This is a genomic window from Aeromonas sp. QDB11, assembly GCF_027705265.1.
In the GTDB taxonomy this organism is placed as follows: Bacteria; Pseudomonadota; Gammaproteobacteria; order Enterobacterales; family Aeromonadaceae; genus Aeromonas; species Aeromonas allosaccharophila.
On the sequence record NZ_JAPDBM010000002.1, the window covers coordinates 38,920 to 56,136 of the forward strand.

The window sequence follows — 17,217 nt, forward strand, 5'->3', positions numbered from 1 at the left end:
ATTTAATAATGGAGCAGCTCAGACGTTACGCCATTTTCGCCGCCGTGGTGGAGGCGGGCAGCATGACCGGTGCGGCCAAATCCCTCGGCATGACTCCCTCTGCTGTCAGTCAGCATATCAGCCAGCTGGAGAACCTGCTCGGGCTGACTCTGCTCCATCGCTCTACCCGTCGCCTCAGTCTGACCGAGGCGGGAGAGGTGGTATGGCAAGGGTGCCGGGCGTTGCAGCAGACCCTGAGCGAGACCGAGCTGCGCCTCTCGGAGGTGCGCGATAGTCTGCTCGGTGAAGTGCGGATCACCGCGCCGGTGGGGATGGCGGGCCAGCCGCTGGCACTGGCGCTCTCGCCGCTGTTGCAGGCCCACCCCGGCCTCACCATCCAGATCATCGCCGACGACGAGAAACGGGATCTGATTGCCGAGCGGATCGACGTGGCGCTGCGGGTTGGCAGTCTGCCTGACTCGACCCTGGTGGCCCGCAAGCTGGGCCAGACCCGGATGCTGCTGTGCGCCGCGCCCGCCTATCTGGCGCGCAAGGGAACGCCGCGCACCCCCACCGATCTGGCGACCCACGACTGGCTCTGTGGCGAGATGCTGGGCAGCGGTTTACTGCTGCTGGATGAAAAAGGGGGGGAACACAGGGTGAGGTTCAAGGCCAAGGTGCTCTGCAACAACGTGTTGCCCCTGCGCCAGTTCGCGCTGGCGGGGCAGGGGATCTCGCTGCAGCCGGAGGGCGAAATCAGCGAGGATCTGGCGCAGGGTCGTCTGCTCGAATTGCTGCCCGGTTTTCGGGTTGCTCCGATGGAGATCCACGCCATCACACCGCAGCGGGAGATCCCGGAGAAGGTGCGGCGGGTGGTGGAGGCGCTGCGCAGCTATTTCGGCACGACGCTGTCGGTCTGAGGGCCAGTTGGGCCGCAGTCAGGACGAGGAGCCGTGCTGGCTGTTGCTTACCGTTAAGTCGGCTTAAATCGAGCAGACGGTTCGCACCTGCTGCTTGAGCCAGTTCAGCCCGGCATCCTGATTGGAACTCTTGTGCCAGCTCATGTAGACCGGACAATCCTCCGAGAGCCAGGGGAGGGGGTAGCTGGCCAGGTCCAGGGTATGACCCAGCATCTCCATGTGCCACTGGCTAGCGACGCAGAGCCAGTCGGTACGACTCACCAGATGAAGGGCCGTGAGCAGGGAGTCGCTCTCGTAGGCGATCTGGCGCGGGGGCAGCGGCGCCTTGGTCAGGGTGTTGAGCAGCAGGTTGTCGAGCCGTCTGGCCTGCAACACCACATGCTTTTCGTTGAAGAAGGCGGTCATGTCGGGGGCCTGGCGGATCCTCGGGTGATCCTTGCGGCAGGCGATGCGCAGGGCTTGCGACATGATCTGCTCATTTTCGATCCCCTGCTCTGCCATCGGCTTGGTCGCCAGCACCAGATCCACGCTGTGCAGATAGAGGCTGTTCTGGCGCAGGGCTTCGTCCTGCACCTGGGTATTCCACTCCAGCTGGCAGTTGGGGGCCTGGGTCTGCAGCAGGTGGTTGAGTTCGGGCAGGAAGAAGATGTCGATATCGGGCACCCCCGCGATGCGGAAGGTGCGTCGGCTGGTATGGGGGTCAAAGAGATCGGTGCGTTGCAGGCTGCGCTCCATGTCGTGCAGCGGCACCATGATCTCGTGGTGCAGGCTCAGCGCCCGCGCCGTGGGGGTAATGCCGCGCCCCTGCCGCACAAACAGCGGCTCGCCCACCAGCGCAGTCAGACGGCTGATGGCCTGACTGATGGCGGAGGGGGTCATCTCCATCATCTCGGCCGCCGTGGTGACGCCGCCATAGCGGATCACGGCATCGAGGACGCGAAAGAGATTGAGATCGACTTGAGACATGCCAGTTACCGTTAAGCAAAATTAAAGTATCAGGATACTGATCTGCCCTTTGTCAGGCCAGCATTGCCTGCCACTGCTGTGATTTATTCCGCGCTCCAACCATCCCCCATCTTGCCGCGAATGCGTGCGAACAGGCTTTGCAGGCAGGCTTGATCCCGATCGGCGGCCCGCACCGCGCCGTACATATGGCGACGAATACCGCTGCCGAGGGGGCGGGCGCAGAGCATCCCCTGTCTGACAAACTCGTCGCTGGCCCAGCGCGGCAGGGCGGCGACGCCAAGGCCGGCGGCGGCCATCTGCAGCATCACCGAGGTGTTGTCCACCGGCTTGCAGCGGGCGGGCTCCACCCCGGCGGGCTGCAAAAAGCGGCTGAAGATATCCATGCGGCTGCGCTCCACCGGATAGACCAGCAGCACCTCAGGCCCCAGATCGCCCGGCTCGATGCGACTCTGGTGGCAGAGGGGGTGATCCGGCGCCATCACCAGGGTGAGATCGAAGGCAAACAGCGGCTCGAAGTGGAGATCGCCGCGCGCCTGCACGTCGGAGGTGAGCAGCAGGTCGAGCTGGCCGCCGAGCAGGGCATTGATGGCATCAAAGCCCGGCACCGATTCCACCTCCAGATCCACCCCCGGCCACTGGCGGCGAAACTCGGGCAACAGTGGCAGCAGCCACTGGATGCAACTGTGGCAATCGAGCGCCAGATGCAGCCTGCCCGCATCGCCGCTCTGCAGGGCCTGCAGTTGCTTCTCGGTCTGGGCCAGGGCGGGCAGTACCTGCCGGGCGAGGGCGAGCAGCTGGCTGCCTGCCGCGGTCAGCACCAGCGGGCGGCTTTTGCGCAGGTAGAGCTCCAGATTGAGGCGGGTCTCCAGCTCTTTGAGCTGGTGGGAGAGGGCGGACTGGGTGAGGTTGAGGGTCAGCGCCGCACCGGCCAGCGAGCCCTGCTCGGCCAGCGCGGTCAATGTTTTCAAGTGTTTGATCTCTATCCCTGAATTGCTTGGCACTGCCATAAGATGGCTCCTTGTGAGATTGCGTATGGCGCTGATAATGCTGTCGGCGCGGCCTGACCTTTAGCCTCCTGCGCCTCTTTATCCTGCCTTCTTGCTTGCTCCTGCACTTCTTAACACATGCAAAATCGGCCTCTGTATCCTCGCGGTGAACCTGCTCGGCGGTCAGTTGAGGATTATTTGAGAGCCAGTTGAAGAGGATTCAATAGCCAGCGTCACCTTATCTTGTCATTTTGGATGTGTAAACATCTGGATGGCTAAAGCATCCAGTTTCCCATCAGATGAATGAGCATAAGGAAATGAACCTATGACACGCGCACACACCCTGGGCTTCCCCCGTATCGGCGCCAAGCGCGAGCTGAAATTTGCCCTCGAATCCTACTGGCGTGGCGAGACCACTCAGGCCGAACTCGTTGCCGTGGGAAAGACGCTGCGTGAACGCCACTGGCAGGCCCAGCACGCCGCCGGGGTTAATCTGCTGCCGGTGGGGGATTTTGCCTGGTACGATCAGGTGCTCGGCACCAGCTTGCTGGTGGATGCGGTGCCTGCCCGTCACCGTCATGGCGAGACCGACCTCGACACCCTGTTCCGGGTGGCCCGTGGTCGTGCGCCGACCGGCCCATCTGCCGCCGCTGCCGAGATGACCAAATGGTTCAACACCAACTACCACTATCTGGTGCCGGAATTCAGCCGTGACCAGCGCTTCAAGCTGGGCTGGAGCCAGTTGTTTGACGAGGTCGAAGAGGCCAAAGCGCTGGGGCTGCCAGTCAAGGCGGTGCTGTTGGGGCCAATCTCCTACCTGTGGCTTGGCAAGGAGAAAGAGAGCGGCTTCTCTCGCCTTGAACTGCTCGATCGCCTGCTGATTGTCTATCAGGAGATCCTGGCCAAACTGGCCGCCCAAGGGGTGGAGTGGGTACAGATCGACGAACCTGCGCTGACGCTGGACTTGCCGGACGAGTGGCGGCTGGCCTACCTCAACGCCTACGAGCGCCTCGCGGGCCCCTGCAAGCTGCTGCTCACCACCTATTTCGGTTCGGTGGCTCATCAGCGCGACATCATCACCAGCCTGAAAGTGGATGGCCTGCATCTGGATCTGGTGGCCGCTTCCGAACAGCTGGAGACCCTGGTGCCGCATCTGCCGGCCCAGTGGGTCATCTCCGCCGGGGTCATCAACGGCCGTAACGTCTGGCGTGCCAATCTGGCCAAGCTGGCGCCGACCCTGAAATCGCTGAAAGCCAAACTCGGCGAGCGGCTCTGGGTGGCCTCATCCTGCTCATTGCTGCACAGCCCGGTGGATTTGACCCTGGAGCAGGAGCTGGATCCCCAGACCCGCAGCTGGTTCGCTTTCGCCCTGCAAAAATGCTTCGAGCTGGGACTGCTCAGAGAGTATCTGGATGGGGGCGAGCTCGACAAGATCACCGCCTACAGCCAGCCCATCGTCGATCGGGAGTCTGACAGCCGGGTGCACAAAAAAGCGGTGCAGTCACGGCTCGCCAGCCTCACCAACAGCGATTTTGATCGTCACAGCCCCTATCCGGTCAGGGCCGAGCTGCAGCGCTCGGAGCTCAAGCTGCCGCTGCTGCCCACCACCACCATCGGCTCCTTCCCGCAGACCTCGCAGATCCGGGTATTGCGGCAGGATTGGCGCGCCGGTCGCATCGATGACAGCACCTACGAGGCGGGCATTCAGGCGGAGATCCGCGATGCCATCGCGCGTCAGGAGGCCATCGGGCTGGACGTGCTGGTGCACGGCGAGGCCGAGCGCAATGACATGGTGGAGTATTTCGGTGAGCTGCTGGATGGCTTTGCCATCACCCGTTTCGGTTGGGTACAGAGCTATGGCTCCCGCTGCGTCAAGCCGCCGGTGATCACCCGTGACATCGACCGCCCGACCCCCATGACCCTGGCGTGGACAAAGTTTGCCCAGAGCCTGACCGACAAGCCGGTGAAGGGGATGCTGACCGGCCCCGTGACCATCCTCTGCTGGTCTTTCCCGCGCGAAGACGTGAGCCGCGAGCAATCTGCCCTGCAAATCGGGCTGGCCATTCGCGACGAGGTTGCTGACTTGGAAGCCGCTGGCATCAAGATCATCCAGATCGATGAACCGGCGATCCGCGAAGGGCTGCCGCTGCGCAAGCAGGATCATCAGGCTTATCTGGACTGGGCGGTGCGGGCCTTCCGCCTGAGCGCGAGCCCGGTGGCGGACAGCACCCAGATCCACACCCACATGTGTTACAGCGACTTCAACCTCATCATCGAGGCGGTGGCGGCGCTGGATGCGGACGTGATCACCATCGAGACCAGCCGCAGCCAGATGCAGCTGCTCGAAGCGTTCGAGCGCTTCAACTACCCCAACGAGATTGGCCCGGGTGTCTATGACATTCACTCGCCGAACGTACCGAGCCAGAGCTGGATTGAGGGGTTGCTGCGCAAGGCGGCCAAACAGATCCCGGCCGAGCGGCTGTGGGTCAACCCGGATTGTGGCCTCAAGACCCGCGGCTGGGAGGAGACCGAGGCCGCACTCAAGGTGATGGTCAATGCCACCAGGGCGCTACGCGCCGAGCTGGCGTAACCAGAAGGCTGTGACCGCCATCGATAAGGTGGTGTGCTGACAAGCTAACGAGAGAGGGGAAGCCAGTGCTTCCCCTCTCTTTTTTCGTTGTCCACTTTTTCCACTGGATCCTGAGCCTTGCCGCAGCCCGCTTTGCACTAGGCTCAGAGTGGACAGAGGTGGATGGAGTCGCGGCCATGAGAGTCAGTCTGGGGAGCGCAATTCTTTGGGGATTGCTGATGTGGCAGAGTGCCCTGGCTGCGCCCGCTAGCGAGTTGAAAATGGCCTACTTTGACGACTTCGCCCCATATTCGTGGCGTGACGAACAGGGCAAGATGCGCGGGCTGATGATCGATGTGATGGATCGGGTGGCGGCGCAGATGGGGCTGCGGGTGCGCCACGAAGGCTATCCGTGGCAACGGGCGCAAAAAATGGTGCTGATGGCGCAGGCAGATGGCTTCGTGACTGTCGCCACACTGGAGCGGCGCACTTATACCCTGATGGTGGATGAGCCAGTCACATCGACGATCATGACGATATTTACTCAGCTTGGTCACCCCCGGATGGCTGAGTTTCAGCGAGCCAGAGGCTTGAGCGACCTCAAGACGTTCACCTTTCTCGACTATCTGGGCAACGGCTGGGGCAAGGAGAATCTGGCCGGTTTCACCGTTCATCACACCATCAACGTCGATAACGTCTTTAAAATGCTGGCGGCGGGTCGGGGCGATCTGATGGTGACCGATCCGCTGGTGGCACGCTTCAAGCTCAACCAGCTGGGGTTGTCCGGGCTGGTGGTCGAGGTGCCGCTGCGGCTCGCCTCGACCCCGTTCAACCTCTGCATCGGCAAGCACTCCCGCTTCAATACCCGGATAACCGAGTTCAACCGAGCCCTGCAACAGCTACGGCAAAGCGGCGAGTTGGCGCGTATCGTCGAACGCTATCGTTGATGCGCGGCCGCCATCTGCTGTTTGCCAACGGCGTGTCTATCTTGGCGTCATATCGGCGATGGTTGCCCAGAAGGCATCGATCAAGGGCCCCTTGCTGTGGGGCGGACGGATAAGGCCAATGGTCCAGCAGGCTTCCCCGTCTCTAAGGGGCAAGGTGAGCACATCCGGGTGCTCTATGGTGGTGGAGGAGGGGACCAGGGTCCAGGCGATCTCTGCGGCCGCGGTGGCGACCCCGGCGGCGAAGTCGTTGACGTACTGGATATCGCGAAAGCGCAGCCCGCTCTGGGCCAGATAGTTCATCAGGTGATCGTAAAACGACGGCGCCTTGTCCCGGCGCAGGATTGCCAGTGGCTTGTCCACCAGATCCGCCAACTCCCTCACATCGCGGTAGCTGGCGGGCAGCACGGCGACGAAGTGGGCTTCGACCACCGGCAGGGCGTGCCACCCCTTGGGGGCTGGCAGGCGGCAAAAACCCAGATCCAGCTTGCCTTCACTCAGCGCCAGTAGCTGGTGGTGGGTGGAGAGATCGTTGAGCTCTATGGTCACCTGCGGCCGCTCGGCGCGAAAACGGGCGATGGCGGCGGGCACCAGGATCTTGGTGGCCACGCCAAAGCCGATGCGCAGGGTGCCGCCATTGCCCGCCAGCACGTCGCGGGCGGTGCGTGACAGCTGCTCACTCTGGATGACCACAGCGCGGGCATCCTCATACAGTGCCCTGCCCAGCCCGGTGAGGCGGGTGGTGCTGGCGTTGCGCTCGAACAGTTCGCCGCCCAGCTCCTCCTCCAGCCGCCTGATCTGTTTGCTCAATGCCGACTGGGTAACATGCTGGCGCACCGCCGCCTGGCCAAAGTGCAATACCTCCCCCAAAGTGACGAAGGCTTTCAGATCCCGTAGCTCCATCAGGGCTCCTTTCATTCCTGTTGGGAATGTTGAGTGGTCATATTTGTCATTGGACGGAATTTTAGAAGTGTTGGATGCTGATGCCAATTCATTTCGGGCGCTCCGACACGGGGCGCCGAGTTATCAATGATGGCTGACACCATCAGCGCAGAAGGAGCAACACCAGATGCATCACCACAAGTTCAACGACTTCCCGAGCGATTTTCTGTGGGGCGCAGCCTCCGCCGCCTATCAGGTGGAGGGGGGCTGGAATGCCGATGGCAAGGGACCCTCGGTGTGGGATCTCTTCACCAAGCTGCCGGGCAAGACCTTTGAGGGGAGCAACGGCGATGTGGCGGTGGATCACTACCACCGCATGGAGGAGGACGTGGCGCTGATGGCCGAGATGGGGCTCAAGGCCTACCGATTCTCGGTGAGCTGGCCGCGCATCTACCCCACCGGTCGGGGCGAGGTGAACGAGGCGGGTCTGGCCTTCTACGAGAAGCTGATCGACACCCTCTTGGCCCACCAGATCGAGCCGGTGCTGACCCTTTACCACTGGGATCTGCCGCAGGCGCTGCAAGATGAGTACGGCGGCTGGGAAGACCGACGGATCATCGCCGATTTCGAGCGCTACTGCGTGACCCTCTATCAGCGCTTTGCCGGCAAGGTGAAGTACTGGGTGTCGCTTAACGAGCAGAACTACAACCTGACCAACGCCTATCAGCTCGGCACCCATCCGCCCGCAGTGCAGGACCGCAAGCGTTTCTTCGCCGCCAACCACATCGCATTTCTGGCCAATGCCCGCGTGATTAAGGCGTTTCGCCAGCATGTGCCAAATGGCCTCATCGGCCCGAGCTTTGCCTATTCCCCTGCCTATCCGGCGTCGTGCGACCCGAAAGATATGCTGGCCTATGAGAACGCCGAAGAGTTCAACAACCTCTGGTGGCTGGATGCCTACTGCTTTGGCCGTTATCCCCAGGCGGCGCTTGCTTACTTGCGAGAAAACGGTGAGGCGCCGGAGATCCTGCCGGGCGATCTGGAGTTGCTGCGCGAAGGCACGCCCGACTACATTGGCGTCAACTACTACTACACCCTGACCTACACCGATAACCCCATGGGCGGTCAGACCCTGCAGCGGATCAACACCACCGGCAAGAAGGGCACCACGCCATCGAGCGGCATTCCCGGCCTCTACAAGACGGCGCCCAACCCGCACCTGGAGACTAGCAACTGGGACTGGGCCATCGATCCGACCGGGATGCGCATTGCCCTGCGTCGCCTCTCTTCCCGCTATGGTCTGCCGCTGATGATCACCGAGAACGGCCTCGGCGAGTTCGACAAGCTGGAGGCGGGCGACAAGGTGAACGATGAGTACCGCATTGACTATCTGCGCAGCCACGTCAAGGCGTGCCAGGAGGCGATGCAGGATGGCGTCGAGCTGCTCGGTTACTGCGCCTGGTCGTTCACCGACATCTTGAGCTGGCTCAACGGCTATCAGAAGCGTTACGGCTTCGTCTATGTGGAGCGTGACGAGCAGGGCGGGTCCCTTCGCCGGATCAAGAAAGCGAGCTTCCACTGGTACAGCCAGGTGATCGCCAGCCAGGGCAAGCAGCTCTGACGGTTTATCGCGTTGCGTAACAAGCGGGCCCGGGCAATCCCCGGGCCCGCACTGTTTGTGGTGGGGGAGAGGGGACAAGCCGGTTTCTCACCGTGCGACTCATCCCTGTTTGCTGATTTTTGTCCTGCCAAAGCCGCCGACCCCTGCTATTATCTGCGGCCGAACATGAGCCAATAAAAATCAGGATATTGTGATGACTGACCACACGTTTATTCCCGGCAAGGACGCGGCGCTGGAAGACTCCATCGAACGCTTCCAGACCAAGCTGCAAGCCTTAGGGTTTGATATCGAAGAGGCCTCCTGGCTCAACCCCGTGCCGAACGTCTGGTCGGTGCATATTCGGGACAAGGAGTGCGCCCTCTGCTTCACCAACGGCAAGGGTGCCAGCAAGAAGGCGGCCCTCGCTTCCGCCCTTGGCGAATATTTCGAGCGTCTCTCCACCAACTACTTCTTCGCAGACTTCTATCTGGGCGAGCAGGTCGCCAACGGCGATTTCGTTCACTACCCGAACGAGAAGTGGTTCCCCATCGAGGGTGATCAGTTCCCGGCCGGTCTGCTCGACAGCTTTACCCGCAAGTTCTACAACCCGGACGGTGAAGTGACTGCCGACATGCTGGTGGATCTGCAGTCAAACAACGAGGAGCGCGGTATCGTCGCGCTGCCGTTCGAGCGCCAGTCTGACCACCAGACCGTCTATATCCCGATGAACATCATCGGCAACCTCTATGTCTCCAACGGCATGAGCGCCGGCAACACCCGCACCGAAGCGCGCACCCAGGCGCTCTCCGAAGTGTTCGAGCGCCACGTGAAGAACAAGATCATCGCCGAGGCCCTGAGCCTGCCGTTGATCCCGGACGAGGTGATTGCCCGTTATCCGAGGATCGCCGCCTCCATCGCCGCGCTGGAAGCTGAAGGCTTCCCCATTTACAGCTTCGATGCCTCCCTGGGTGGCCGCTATCCGGTCATCTGCGTTGTGCTGCTCAACCCGAGCAATGGCACCTGCTTTGCCTCCTTCGGTGCCCATCCGCGCTTCGAGGTGGCCTTCGAGCGTACCGTCACCGAGCTGCTGCAGGGCCGTGGCCTCAAGGATCTCGACGTGTTCGTGCCGCCGTCATTCGATAACGAGCAGGTAGCGGATCACCACAACCTCGAGACTCACTTCATCGACTCCTCCGGCCTTATCAGCTGGGATCTGTTCAAGCAGGATGCGGACTTCGAGTTTGCCGACTGGGATTTTCGTGGCACCTCGCAGGAGGAGTTCGATCACCTGATCGGCATCTTCCACGAGCTGGAGCAGCCGGTCTATATCGCCGACTACGAGCATCTGGGGGTCTACGCCTGCCGCATTCTGGTGCCGGGCATGTCCGACATCTATCCGGCCGAAGATCTGCTGCTGGCCAACAACAACATGGGCGCCAACCTGCGCGAAGTGATCCTGGCGCTGCCATCACTGGAGTGGGATGCCGAGCAGTACATGGCGTTGTTTGATCAACTGGATGAAGAGGGGCACGACGAGCGCACCCGTGTCCGCGAGCTGCTGGGCATCGCCGCCGCCAAGGGCACCGCGCTGCACACTCTGCGGGTTGGCGAGCTGAAAGCCATGCTGGCGCTGGCCGCCGGTGAGCTGGAGACGGCGATGGATCTCATCGACTGGACCATGGAGTTCAACCAGTCAGTATTCACTGCCGAGCGAGCCAGCTACTACCGCGCCCTGCGCGCCTGCGTCGAGTTGTTTCTCGACGAGGAGCGGGATCCGGAGCAGTATCGCGCCGTCTTCACCCGCATGTATGGCGAAGAGACGCTGGCCCAGGCATGGGCCAATGCCAGTGGCGAAGCGCGCTTCCACGGGCTGGAGGCGGCCGACTTGTCGCTCTCCCAGTTCCCGCTGCACCAGAAGCTGCTGGCGGCCTACGAGAAGCTGCAAAAAGCCAAGCGAGCCCATCACTGGGCGTGATCGTTACTGTAAAGGAAGGGGCCGTGTGGCCCCTTCTGTTTATCGTGCGGCAAGGCACGGGTTTGTTATTCAAAGATGAAATAAAAAACAAAAAATACCCCTAATGGGGTTGATGACAGGGCAGGGGATGTGCAACCGGACTGCAAAGATATCTTGCCAATACCTGCTTTACGTGCATGCCAATAAATTCTTTAAAATCATTGTATTAAAAACGTGGCATTTCTGTTTCAGCTGAAACCTGGTGTAAACTGGCGCAGCCGTTGCACTAAAATATTTGTAGTAAAATTACATTCGCAGTCTGATAAACTTGATCAATGTCAATTTTGGCTATTTGGGCCTTTGTTATGATTTCAACAGGCAAAACATTCAGGTAGAAAATAATTGAAAGCTGAATCCCCATTCGATTGTCTCAAGCCCGAAGCCATCGCTGCATTGGCTGAAGACATCACCTATGCCAAGGCCACCAAGCCGGCATACAAGGTCATTCCACTGGCCATCACCGCAGGCGCTTTCATCGCCATCGCGTTTATCTTCTACATCACAGTCACGACCGGTTCCGGCTCTATGTCCTGGGGCATGGCCAAGCTGGTTGGTGGTCTCTGTTTCTCCCTCGGTCTTATTCTGTGTGTGCTGCTCGGTGCCGAGCTGTTCACCTCCACCACCCTGACGCTGGTGGCCAAGGCCGCCAATCGCATCAGCTGGGCGCAACTGCTCAAGAACTGGGGTTTGGTTTACTTCGGTAACCTGATCGGTGGTCTGCTGATGGTTGGCCTCATCATCATGTCGGCGGAATACACCGCGGCGGATGGTCAGTGGGGCCTCAATGCCCTGAAAGTGGCCCAACACAAAATTCACCACACCTTCTTCGAAGCGGTGGCGCTGGGTATCCTCTGTAACCTGATGGTGTGTCTTGCTGCCTGGATGGCCTTCGGTGCCCGCAGCGCGACTGACAAGGTAGTAGTTATGCTGCTGCCGGTTGCCATGTTCGTTGCAGCAGGTTTCGAGCACAGCATCGCAAACATGTTTATGATTCCGGTTGGTATCGCTATCCACAGCGTGGCTAGTCCGGAATTTTGGCAGGCCATCGGCCAGGATCCGGCAACCTTTGCTGACCTGACCGTATCCAACTTCGTCCTACACAACCTCATCCCTGTTACCATCGGCAATATCATCGGTGGTGGCGTGATGGTTGGTCTGACTTACTGGTTTATCTTCCGTCGTCATCATTAAGGATGATTTCGGGATACTACATCAATACCGTGTGAGGTAATGAAAAATGGCAGAACTTAACGAACAGTTCCAAAAAGCATGGGAAGGCTTCGCGGCCGGTGAATGGCAGACCTCTGTCAACACCCGTGACTTCATCCAGAAGAACTACACCCCGTATGAAGGTGACGAGTCCTTCCTGGCTGGCGCGACCGAAGCAACCACCAAGCTGTGGGACAAGGTCATGGAAGGCATCAAGATCGAGAACCGCACTCATGCGCCGGTCGATTTTGATACTGACCTGCCCTCCACCATTACCGCACACGATGCCGGTTATATCGATCAGAGCCTGGAGCAGATCGTTGGTCTGCAGACTGACAAGCCGCTGAAGCGCGCCATCATCGCCAACGGCGGTATCAAGATGGTTAAAACTTCTTGCGAAGTGTACGGTCGTCAACTGGACCCGATGGTCGAGAAGATCTTCACCGAGTACCGCAAGACTCACAACCAGGGCGTGTTTGACGTTTACACCAAAGACATCCTGAACTGCCGCAAGTCTGGTGTTATCACCGGTCTGCCGGATGCCTACGGCCGTGGCCGTATCATCGGTGACTACCGTCGTGTCGCTCTGTACGGTATCGACTTCCTGATGGCCGACAAACTGGCCCAGTTCAAGTCCCTGCAAGCTGACCTGGAAAACGGCGTCAACCTGGAAGCCACCATCCGTCTGCGCGAAGAGATCTCCGAGCAGCACCGTGCCCTGGCACAGATGAAGGTGATGGCTGCCAAGTACGGTTGCGATATCTCCGTACCGGCCAAGAACGCCAAAGAAGCCGTACAGTGGACCTACTTCGCCTACCTGGCGGCAGTCAAGTCCCAGAACGGTGCCGCCATGTCCTTTGGTCGTACCTCCAGCTTCCTGGACGTGTACATCGAGCGTGACCTGAAGAAAGGCCTGATCACCGAGCAAGAAGCCCAGGAGCTGATGGACCACATGGTCATGAAGCTGCGTATGGTTCGCTTCCTGCGTACCCCGGAATACGATTCACTGTTCTCCGGCGACCCGATGTGGGCGACCGAGACCCTGGCCGGTATGGGCGTTGATGGCCGTACCCTGGTCACCAAGAACAGCTTCCGTATGCTGAACACCCTGTACACCATGGGCCCGTCCCCTGAGCCGAACCTGACCATCCTGTGGTCCGAGAAGCTGCCGGTCGGTTTCAAGAAGTACTGCGCCAAGGTATCCATCGAGACCTCTTCTGTTCAGTACGAGAACGATGACCTGATGCGTCCGGACTTCAACAACGATGACTACGCCATCGCTTGCTGTGTGTCCCCGATGGTGATTGGTAAGCAGATGCAGTTCTTCGGTGCTCGTGCCAACCTGGCCAAGACCATGCTGTATGCAATCAACGGCGGTATCGACGAGAAGCTCAAGATCCAGGTCGGTCCTAAAACTGACAAGGTGACCTCCGAGTTCCTGGACTATGACGATGTCATGTCTCGTCTGGATAGCTTCATGGATTGGCTGGCCAAGCAGTACGTTGCTGCGCTGAACATCATCCACTACATGCACGACAAGTACAGCTACGAAGCCTCTCTGATGGCGCTGCACGACCGTGACGTATATCGCACCATGGCGTGTGGTATCGCGGGTCTGTCCGTAGCCGCTGACTCCCTGTCTGCTATCAAGTACGCCAAGGTCAAGCCGGTTCGTGACGAAGATGGCGTTGCCATCGACTTCGAAATCGACGGTGAATACCCGCAGTTCGGTAACAACGACGCTCGCGTCGATGACATCGCCTGTGACCTGGTTGAGCGCTTCATGAAGAAAATTCAGAAGCTGAACACCTACCGTGGTGCTGTTGCTACCCAGTCTGTTCTGACCATCACCTCTAACGTGGTATATGGCAAGAAGACCGGTAACACTCCGGATGGCCGCCGTTCAGGTGCTCCGTTCGGCCCGGGTGCCAACCCGATGCACGGTCGTGACCAGAAGGGGGCAGTTGCTTCCCTGACTTCCGTCGCCAAGCTGCCGTTCGCTTACGCTAAAGATGGTATCTCCTATACCTTCTCCATCGTGCCGAACGCGCTGGGTAAAGATATGGAAGCCCAGAAAGCCAACCTGGCTGGCCTGATGGACGGTTACTTCCATCACGAGTCCAACCTGGAAGGTGGTCAGCACCTGAACGTGAACGTGATGAACCGTGAAATGCTGCTGGACGCCATGGAAAACCCGGAGAAATATCCGCAGTTGACCATCCGCGTATCCGGTTATGCCGTTCGCTTCAACTCTTTGACCAAAGAGCAACAGCAAGACGTCATCACCCGTACCTTCACCGCTTCTCTGTAATCGAGACGCAGTGAGCAAAAACCGGCGCCAAGGCGCCGGTTTTTTTATGTCTGGTTTTATTGCTAAAGAACTCCGTGGACAATGCCAACCTTGAAATTCGGGATAACAATAGGTATAACCACGCGTTTCATCAGGTATATTAAGTGAGCGGTATGATGCAATCCTCCTTTTGGCAGACCAAGAGTCTGCAGCAGATGACTGAATCCGAGTGGGAATCCCTCTGCGATGGTTGCGGCAAATGTTGCCTTAACAAGCTCATTGATGAAGATACAGATGAGCTGGTTTTCACCAATGTGGCTTGTAACCTGCTCAATACCAAGACCTGCCAGTGTTCCGATTATCTTAATCGCTTCAAAAAAGAGCCTGACTGTCTGCAGATCACTCACGACAAGATTGCCGAATATGATTGGCTCCCGTCTACCTGCGCCTATCGTTTACTGGCTGACGGGGATACTCTGCCAGAGTGGCATCCGCTGCTGACTGGCAGTCGCTCCGCCATGCATCAGGCGGGTCAATCCGTGCGTGGCAAAGTGGTTCACGAGGAGCAGGCTGGTGAGTGGATTGATCACATAATTACTTGGGCCAGTTGAGCCAAGCTATCAAGTGCAATGTAGCCTTATCTAGAGGCTGAAATCGGGTTACCCATTTTAGCTTGTGTTTTGTACCTCAAAACCCCCGATACGCTGTATCGGGGGTTTTGTCGTTCAGAAGGTGGCTCTGGAGTTTCCTTGTTGTAGATATCCGTGGTCTCACTCAGATTGTCTGGACTTGAGCCAGCCCCTTCGGCTGTAACTAAAACAATGGCGGCGTCAAAATCTGGCTGGTCTGTGTAGTCAGTGTCTATTGGGCGACCAGATAGAGGTCCCGGCTATAGACGATGTCTTGCGGGCTCTCATAGGGATAACCCTTGACGAATGGCTTGAGCAGTCGCGATTTGACGTAGAAGTAGAGCGGCGCGATAGGGGCGTCAGCCTCGATCAATGCTTCTGCCTGCTGGTAGAGCTGATTGCGCTCGGCCGCATCCTGCGAGTCGTGGGCCTTGGTCAGCAGGGCATCGTACTCCTTGTTGAACCACTTGCCGCTGTTGGCACTGCTGCTGGAGGTCAGGATATCGAGGAAGGTGGAGGCATCGTTATAGTCCCCGTTCCAGGAGTAGCGGCTCACCCCGAAATCCCCCTCGTTGAGTGCCGAGACCATGGTTTTCCACTCCATGTTGTTGAGGGTGGCAGTGACCCCCAGGTTGTGTTTCCACATGGAGGAGACAGCCAGTGCGATCTTTTTATGGCTCTCGTTGGTGTTGTAGAGAATGTCCACGCTGAGCGGTTTGTCTGGGCCATAACCCGCTTCGGCCAACAGCGCTTTGGCCTGCGTGATCCGCTCCTCTTTGCTCTGCTGCTGACTGGCCGGTTTTTTCAGGTCAAAACCATCGACACTCGGTGGGGTCAGGCTGAAGGCGGGCAGTTGCCCTTGTCCCAGGATCTTGTCGGTGATGGTCTCCCGGTCGAGGGCCAGCGAGAGCGCCTTGCGCACTTTCGGATCATCGAACGGTTTGCGGTTCACGTTGAACACATAGTAATAGGTGGCGAGCATGGGGGCGCTGACCAGATCTTGCGGGCTCTGGCTCTTGATGTGCTTGTACTGCTCCAGCGGGTAGGTGGTGTAGTGCAGCTCGCCGGTGCGATAGCGGTTGTAAGCGGCGGTTTCGGAGACGATCTCCAGATAGACCACCTTGTTCAGGACGGTGTGCTGGTTGTCCCAGTAGTGGGTATTGCGCTCGGCACTCAGCCGCTCGTTGGGGGTCCACTCCTTGAGCACGAACGCGCCGTTGGAGACGATGTTGCCCGGTTTGACCCACTCCTTGCCGAATTTTTCAATGGTGGCCTTGGGGGCCGGGAACGTGGTGTAGTGGGCCTGCATCTTCAGGAAGAAGGGGACCGGATTTTTCAGGGTCACCTGCAGGGTATGGTCATCCAGCGCCTTGATCCCGAGCTCTGACGGGATCTTCTTGCCCTGGATCACCTCGCCGGCATTGACCACACCGGTCAACTCGATAAACCAGGCGTAGTTGGAGGCGGTCTTGGGAGCGGCTGCCCGTTGCCAGCCGTAGACATAATCGGCGGCGGTGACCGGTTCACCGTTAGACCATTTGGCCTCGGGCCTCAGCTTGAAGGTGTAGACGGTTCCGGTTTTGTCGACCTCGTAGCTGACGGCGCCAGCGGGCTGGGTCTTGCCTTTGCCATCCAGTACGTAGAGCCCTTCAAACAGATCGTTGACGATCTCGCTGCCGGCACTCTCTTCCACCAGCTGGGGGTCGATGGTGGTGGGCTCGGTGCCGATATTGGTCACGTAGATTTGTTGGGCATCCGGCAGCAGCTTGGTACCGGCAGGCACTTGGGCTGCCCAGGCGGGAAGGGCAAACAGTCCGGCTACCATGCCGGCAATGAGAGTCTTGTTCATTGATAATCCTTGAGTTTTATTTGCTTCCAAAGCGAAATCAGTGTGCTGGATTGGCGATCGGATCTCAAGAGGCAATGGCTGAAGGATGAGCAGGCCCATCAGACTCCATTTTTTATGGCGCAAGGCCAGTCAGATCGTGGCTTGCAGCAGGTTATTGCCACGAATTAAGGGGCCAAAAGTTATCGAATGAAACCGTGTAAAAGGCGCCAGTTACCATAAAATCAGCTGAAATAGCCTAATTATTAGGCCGCTTAATTCGCTGCAAAAACAAAAAACAGACGTTACATTAGGTTACAAATCAAGGCCGCCGGAGATCGGCATTTTTTTTGCCGATGCCTGCAAACGTTTTCAATGCCAACGGATGCGATCTAAAGGAACAA

12 protein-coding genes are annotated in these 17,217 nt (G+C 59.0%); 8 read left to right on the top strand and 4 right to left on the bottom strand.

Annotated features, from left to right (window positions below; all coding sequences use genetic code 11):
- The first annotated feature begins 8 nt into the window (after window positions 1-8).
- Window positions 9-899: a LysR family transcriptional regulator gene (locus OKC40_RS01025; protein ID WP_139405971.1), complete on the top strand. Its 891-nt coding sequence runs from the start codon at window positions 9-11 to the stop codon at window positions 897-899.
- 63 nt (window positions 900-962) lie between these two features.
- Here OKC40_RS01025 and OKC40_RS01030 read toward each other — a convergent pair whose 3' ends face one another.
- Window positions 963-1,865 carry a LysR family transcriptional regulator gene (locus OKC40_RS01030; protein ID WP_139405969.1) on the bottom strand — a complete coding sequence of 301 codons (903 nt, stop codon included), beginning with the start codon at window positions 1,863-1,865 and terminating at the stop codon, window positions 963-965.
- Window positions 1,866-1,948: 83 nt separating this feature from the next.
- Window positions 1,949-2,872, bottom strand: coding sequence for a LysR substrate-binding domain-containing protein (locus tag OKC40_RS01035; protein WP_058051621.1), 924 nt, complete (start codon window positions 2,870-2,872; stop codon window positions 1,949-1,951).
- A gap of 304 nt (window positions 2,873-3,176) precedes the next feature.
- Between OKC40_RS01035 and metE the strand changes: the two genes are divergently transcribed.
- Both metE and OKC40_RS01045 read left to right on the top strand, forming a co-directional pair.
- A complete protein-coding gene (gene metE / locus OKC40_RS01040) occupies window positions 3,177-5,441 on the top strand; it encodes a 5-methyltetrahydropteroyltriglutamate--homocysteine S-methyltransferase (protein ID WP_270793856.1) in 2,265 nt (754 codons plus the stop codon).
- A 176-nt stretch (window positions 5,442-5,617) separates the two neighbouring features.
- Window positions 5,618-6,367: a substrate-binding periplasmic protein gene (locus tag OKC40_RS01045; RefSeq protein WP_270793857.1), complete on the top strand. Its 750-nt coding sequence runs from the start codon at window positions 5,618-5,620 to the stop codon at window positions 6,365-6,367.
- Window positions 6,368-6,403: 36 nt separating this feature from the next.
- On the opposite strand, the gene OKC40_RS01050 is transcribed toward OKC40_RS01045, so the two are convergent.
- Window positions 6,404-7,267 carry a LysR family transcriptional regulator gene (locus tag OKC40_RS01050; protein WP_270793858.1) on the bottom strand — a complete coding sequence of 288 codons (864 nt, stop codon included), beginning with the start codon at window positions 7,265-7,267 and terminating at the stop codon, window positions 6,404-6,406.
- Window positions 7,268-7,433: 166 nt separating this feature from the next.
- Between OKC40_RS01050 and OKC40_RS01055 the strand changes: the two genes are divergently transcribed.
- From OKC40_RS01055 to OKC40_RS01075, 5 genes are all read left to right on the top strand, one after another.
- Complete coding sequence (locus OKC40_RS01055; protein WP_270793859.1) at window positions 7,434-8,867, top strand: glycoside hydrolase family 1 protein; 1,434 nt, start codon at window positions 7,434-7,436, stop codon at window positions 8,865-8,867.
- A gap of 193 nt (window positions 8,868-9,060) precedes the next feature.
- Complete coding sequence (gene ycaO / locus OKC40_RS01060) at window positions 9,061-10,821, top strand: 30S ribosomal protein S12 methylthiotransferase accessory factor YcaO (RefSeq protein WP_270793860.1); 1,761 nt, start codon at window positions 9,061-9,063, stop codon at window positions 10,819-10,821.
- Between the two features lie 381 nt (window positions 10,822-11,202).
- Complete coding sequence (gene focA / locus OKC40_RS01065) at window positions 11,203-12,051, top strand: formate transporter FocA (protein ID WP_042062281.1); 849 nt, start codon at window positions 11,203-11,205, stop codon at window positions 12,049-12,051.
- A 46-nt stretch (window positions 12,052-12,097) separates the two neighbouring features.
- Window positions 12,098-14,380 carry a formate C-acetyltransferase gene (gene pflB / locus OKC40_RS01070; protein WP_042062283.1) on the top strand — a complete coding sequence of 761 codons (2,283 nt, stop codon included), beginning with the start codon at window positions 12,098-12,100 and terminating at the stop codon, window positions 14,378-14,380.
- A gap of 155 nt (window positions 14,381-14,535) precedes the next feature.
- Complete coding sequence (locus tag OKC40_RS01075) at window positions 14,536-14,970, top strand: YcgN family cysteine cluster protein (protein WP_075112995.1); 435 nt, start codon at window positions 14,536-14,538, stop codon at window positions 14,968-14,970.
- Between the two features lie 250 nt (window positions 14,971-15,220).
- Here OKC40_RS01075 and OKC40_RS01080 read toward each other — a convergent pair whose 3' ends face one another.
- Window positions 15,221-16,837: a peptide ABC transporter substrate-binding protein gene (locus OKC40_RS01080; protein WP_270793861.1), complete on the bottom strand. Its 1,617-nt coding sequence runs from the start codon at window positions 16,835-16,837 to the stop codon at window positions 15,221-15,223.
- Between the last annotated feature and the right edge of the window lie 380 nt (window positions 16,838-17,217).

Coding starts and splice junctions, on each gene's coding strand:
- OKC40_RS01075 (WP_075112995.1), top strand. CDS start 14,536: ATGCAATCCTCCTTTTGGCAGACCAAGAGTCTGCAGCAGATGACTGAA.
- OKC40_RS01050 (WP_270793858.1), bottom strand. CDS start 7,267: ATGGAGCTACGGGATCTGAAAGCCTTCGTCACTTTGGGGGAGGTATTG.
- OKC40_RS01025 (WP_139405971.1), top strand. CDS start 9: ATGGAGCAGCTCAGACGTTACGCCATTTTCGCCGCCGTGGTGGAGGCG.
- OKC40_RS01035 (WP_058051621.1), bottom strand. CDS start 2,872: ATGGCAGTGCCAAGCAATTCAGGGATAGAGATCAAACACTTGAAAACA.
- pflB (WP_042062283.1), top strand. CDS start 12,098: ATGGCAGAACTTAACGAACAGTTCCAAAAAGCATGGGAAGGCTTCGCG.
- metE (WP_270793856.1), top strand. CDS start 3,177: ATGACACGCGCACACACCCTGGGCTTCCCCCGTATCGGCGCCAAGCGC.
- OKC40_RS01080 (WP_270793861.1), bottom strand. CDS start 16,837: ATGAACAAGACTCTCATTGCCGGCATGGTAGCCGGACTGTTTGCCCTT.
- OKC40_RS01045 (WP_270793857.1), top strand. CDS start 5,618: ATGAGAGTCAGTCTGGGGAGCGCAATTCTTTGGGGATTGCTGATGTGG.
- ycaO (WP_270793860.1), top strand. CDS start 9,061: ATGACTGACCACACGTTTATTCCCGGCAAGGACGCGGCGCTGGAAGAC.
- OKC40_RS01055 (WP_270793859.1), top strand. CDS start 7,434: ATGCATCACCACAAGTTCAACGACTTCCCGAGCGATTTTCTGTGGGGC.
- OKC40_RS01030 (WP_139405969.1), bottom strand. CDS start 1,865: ATGTCTCAAGTCGATCTCAATCTCTTTCGCGTCCTCGATGCCGTGATC.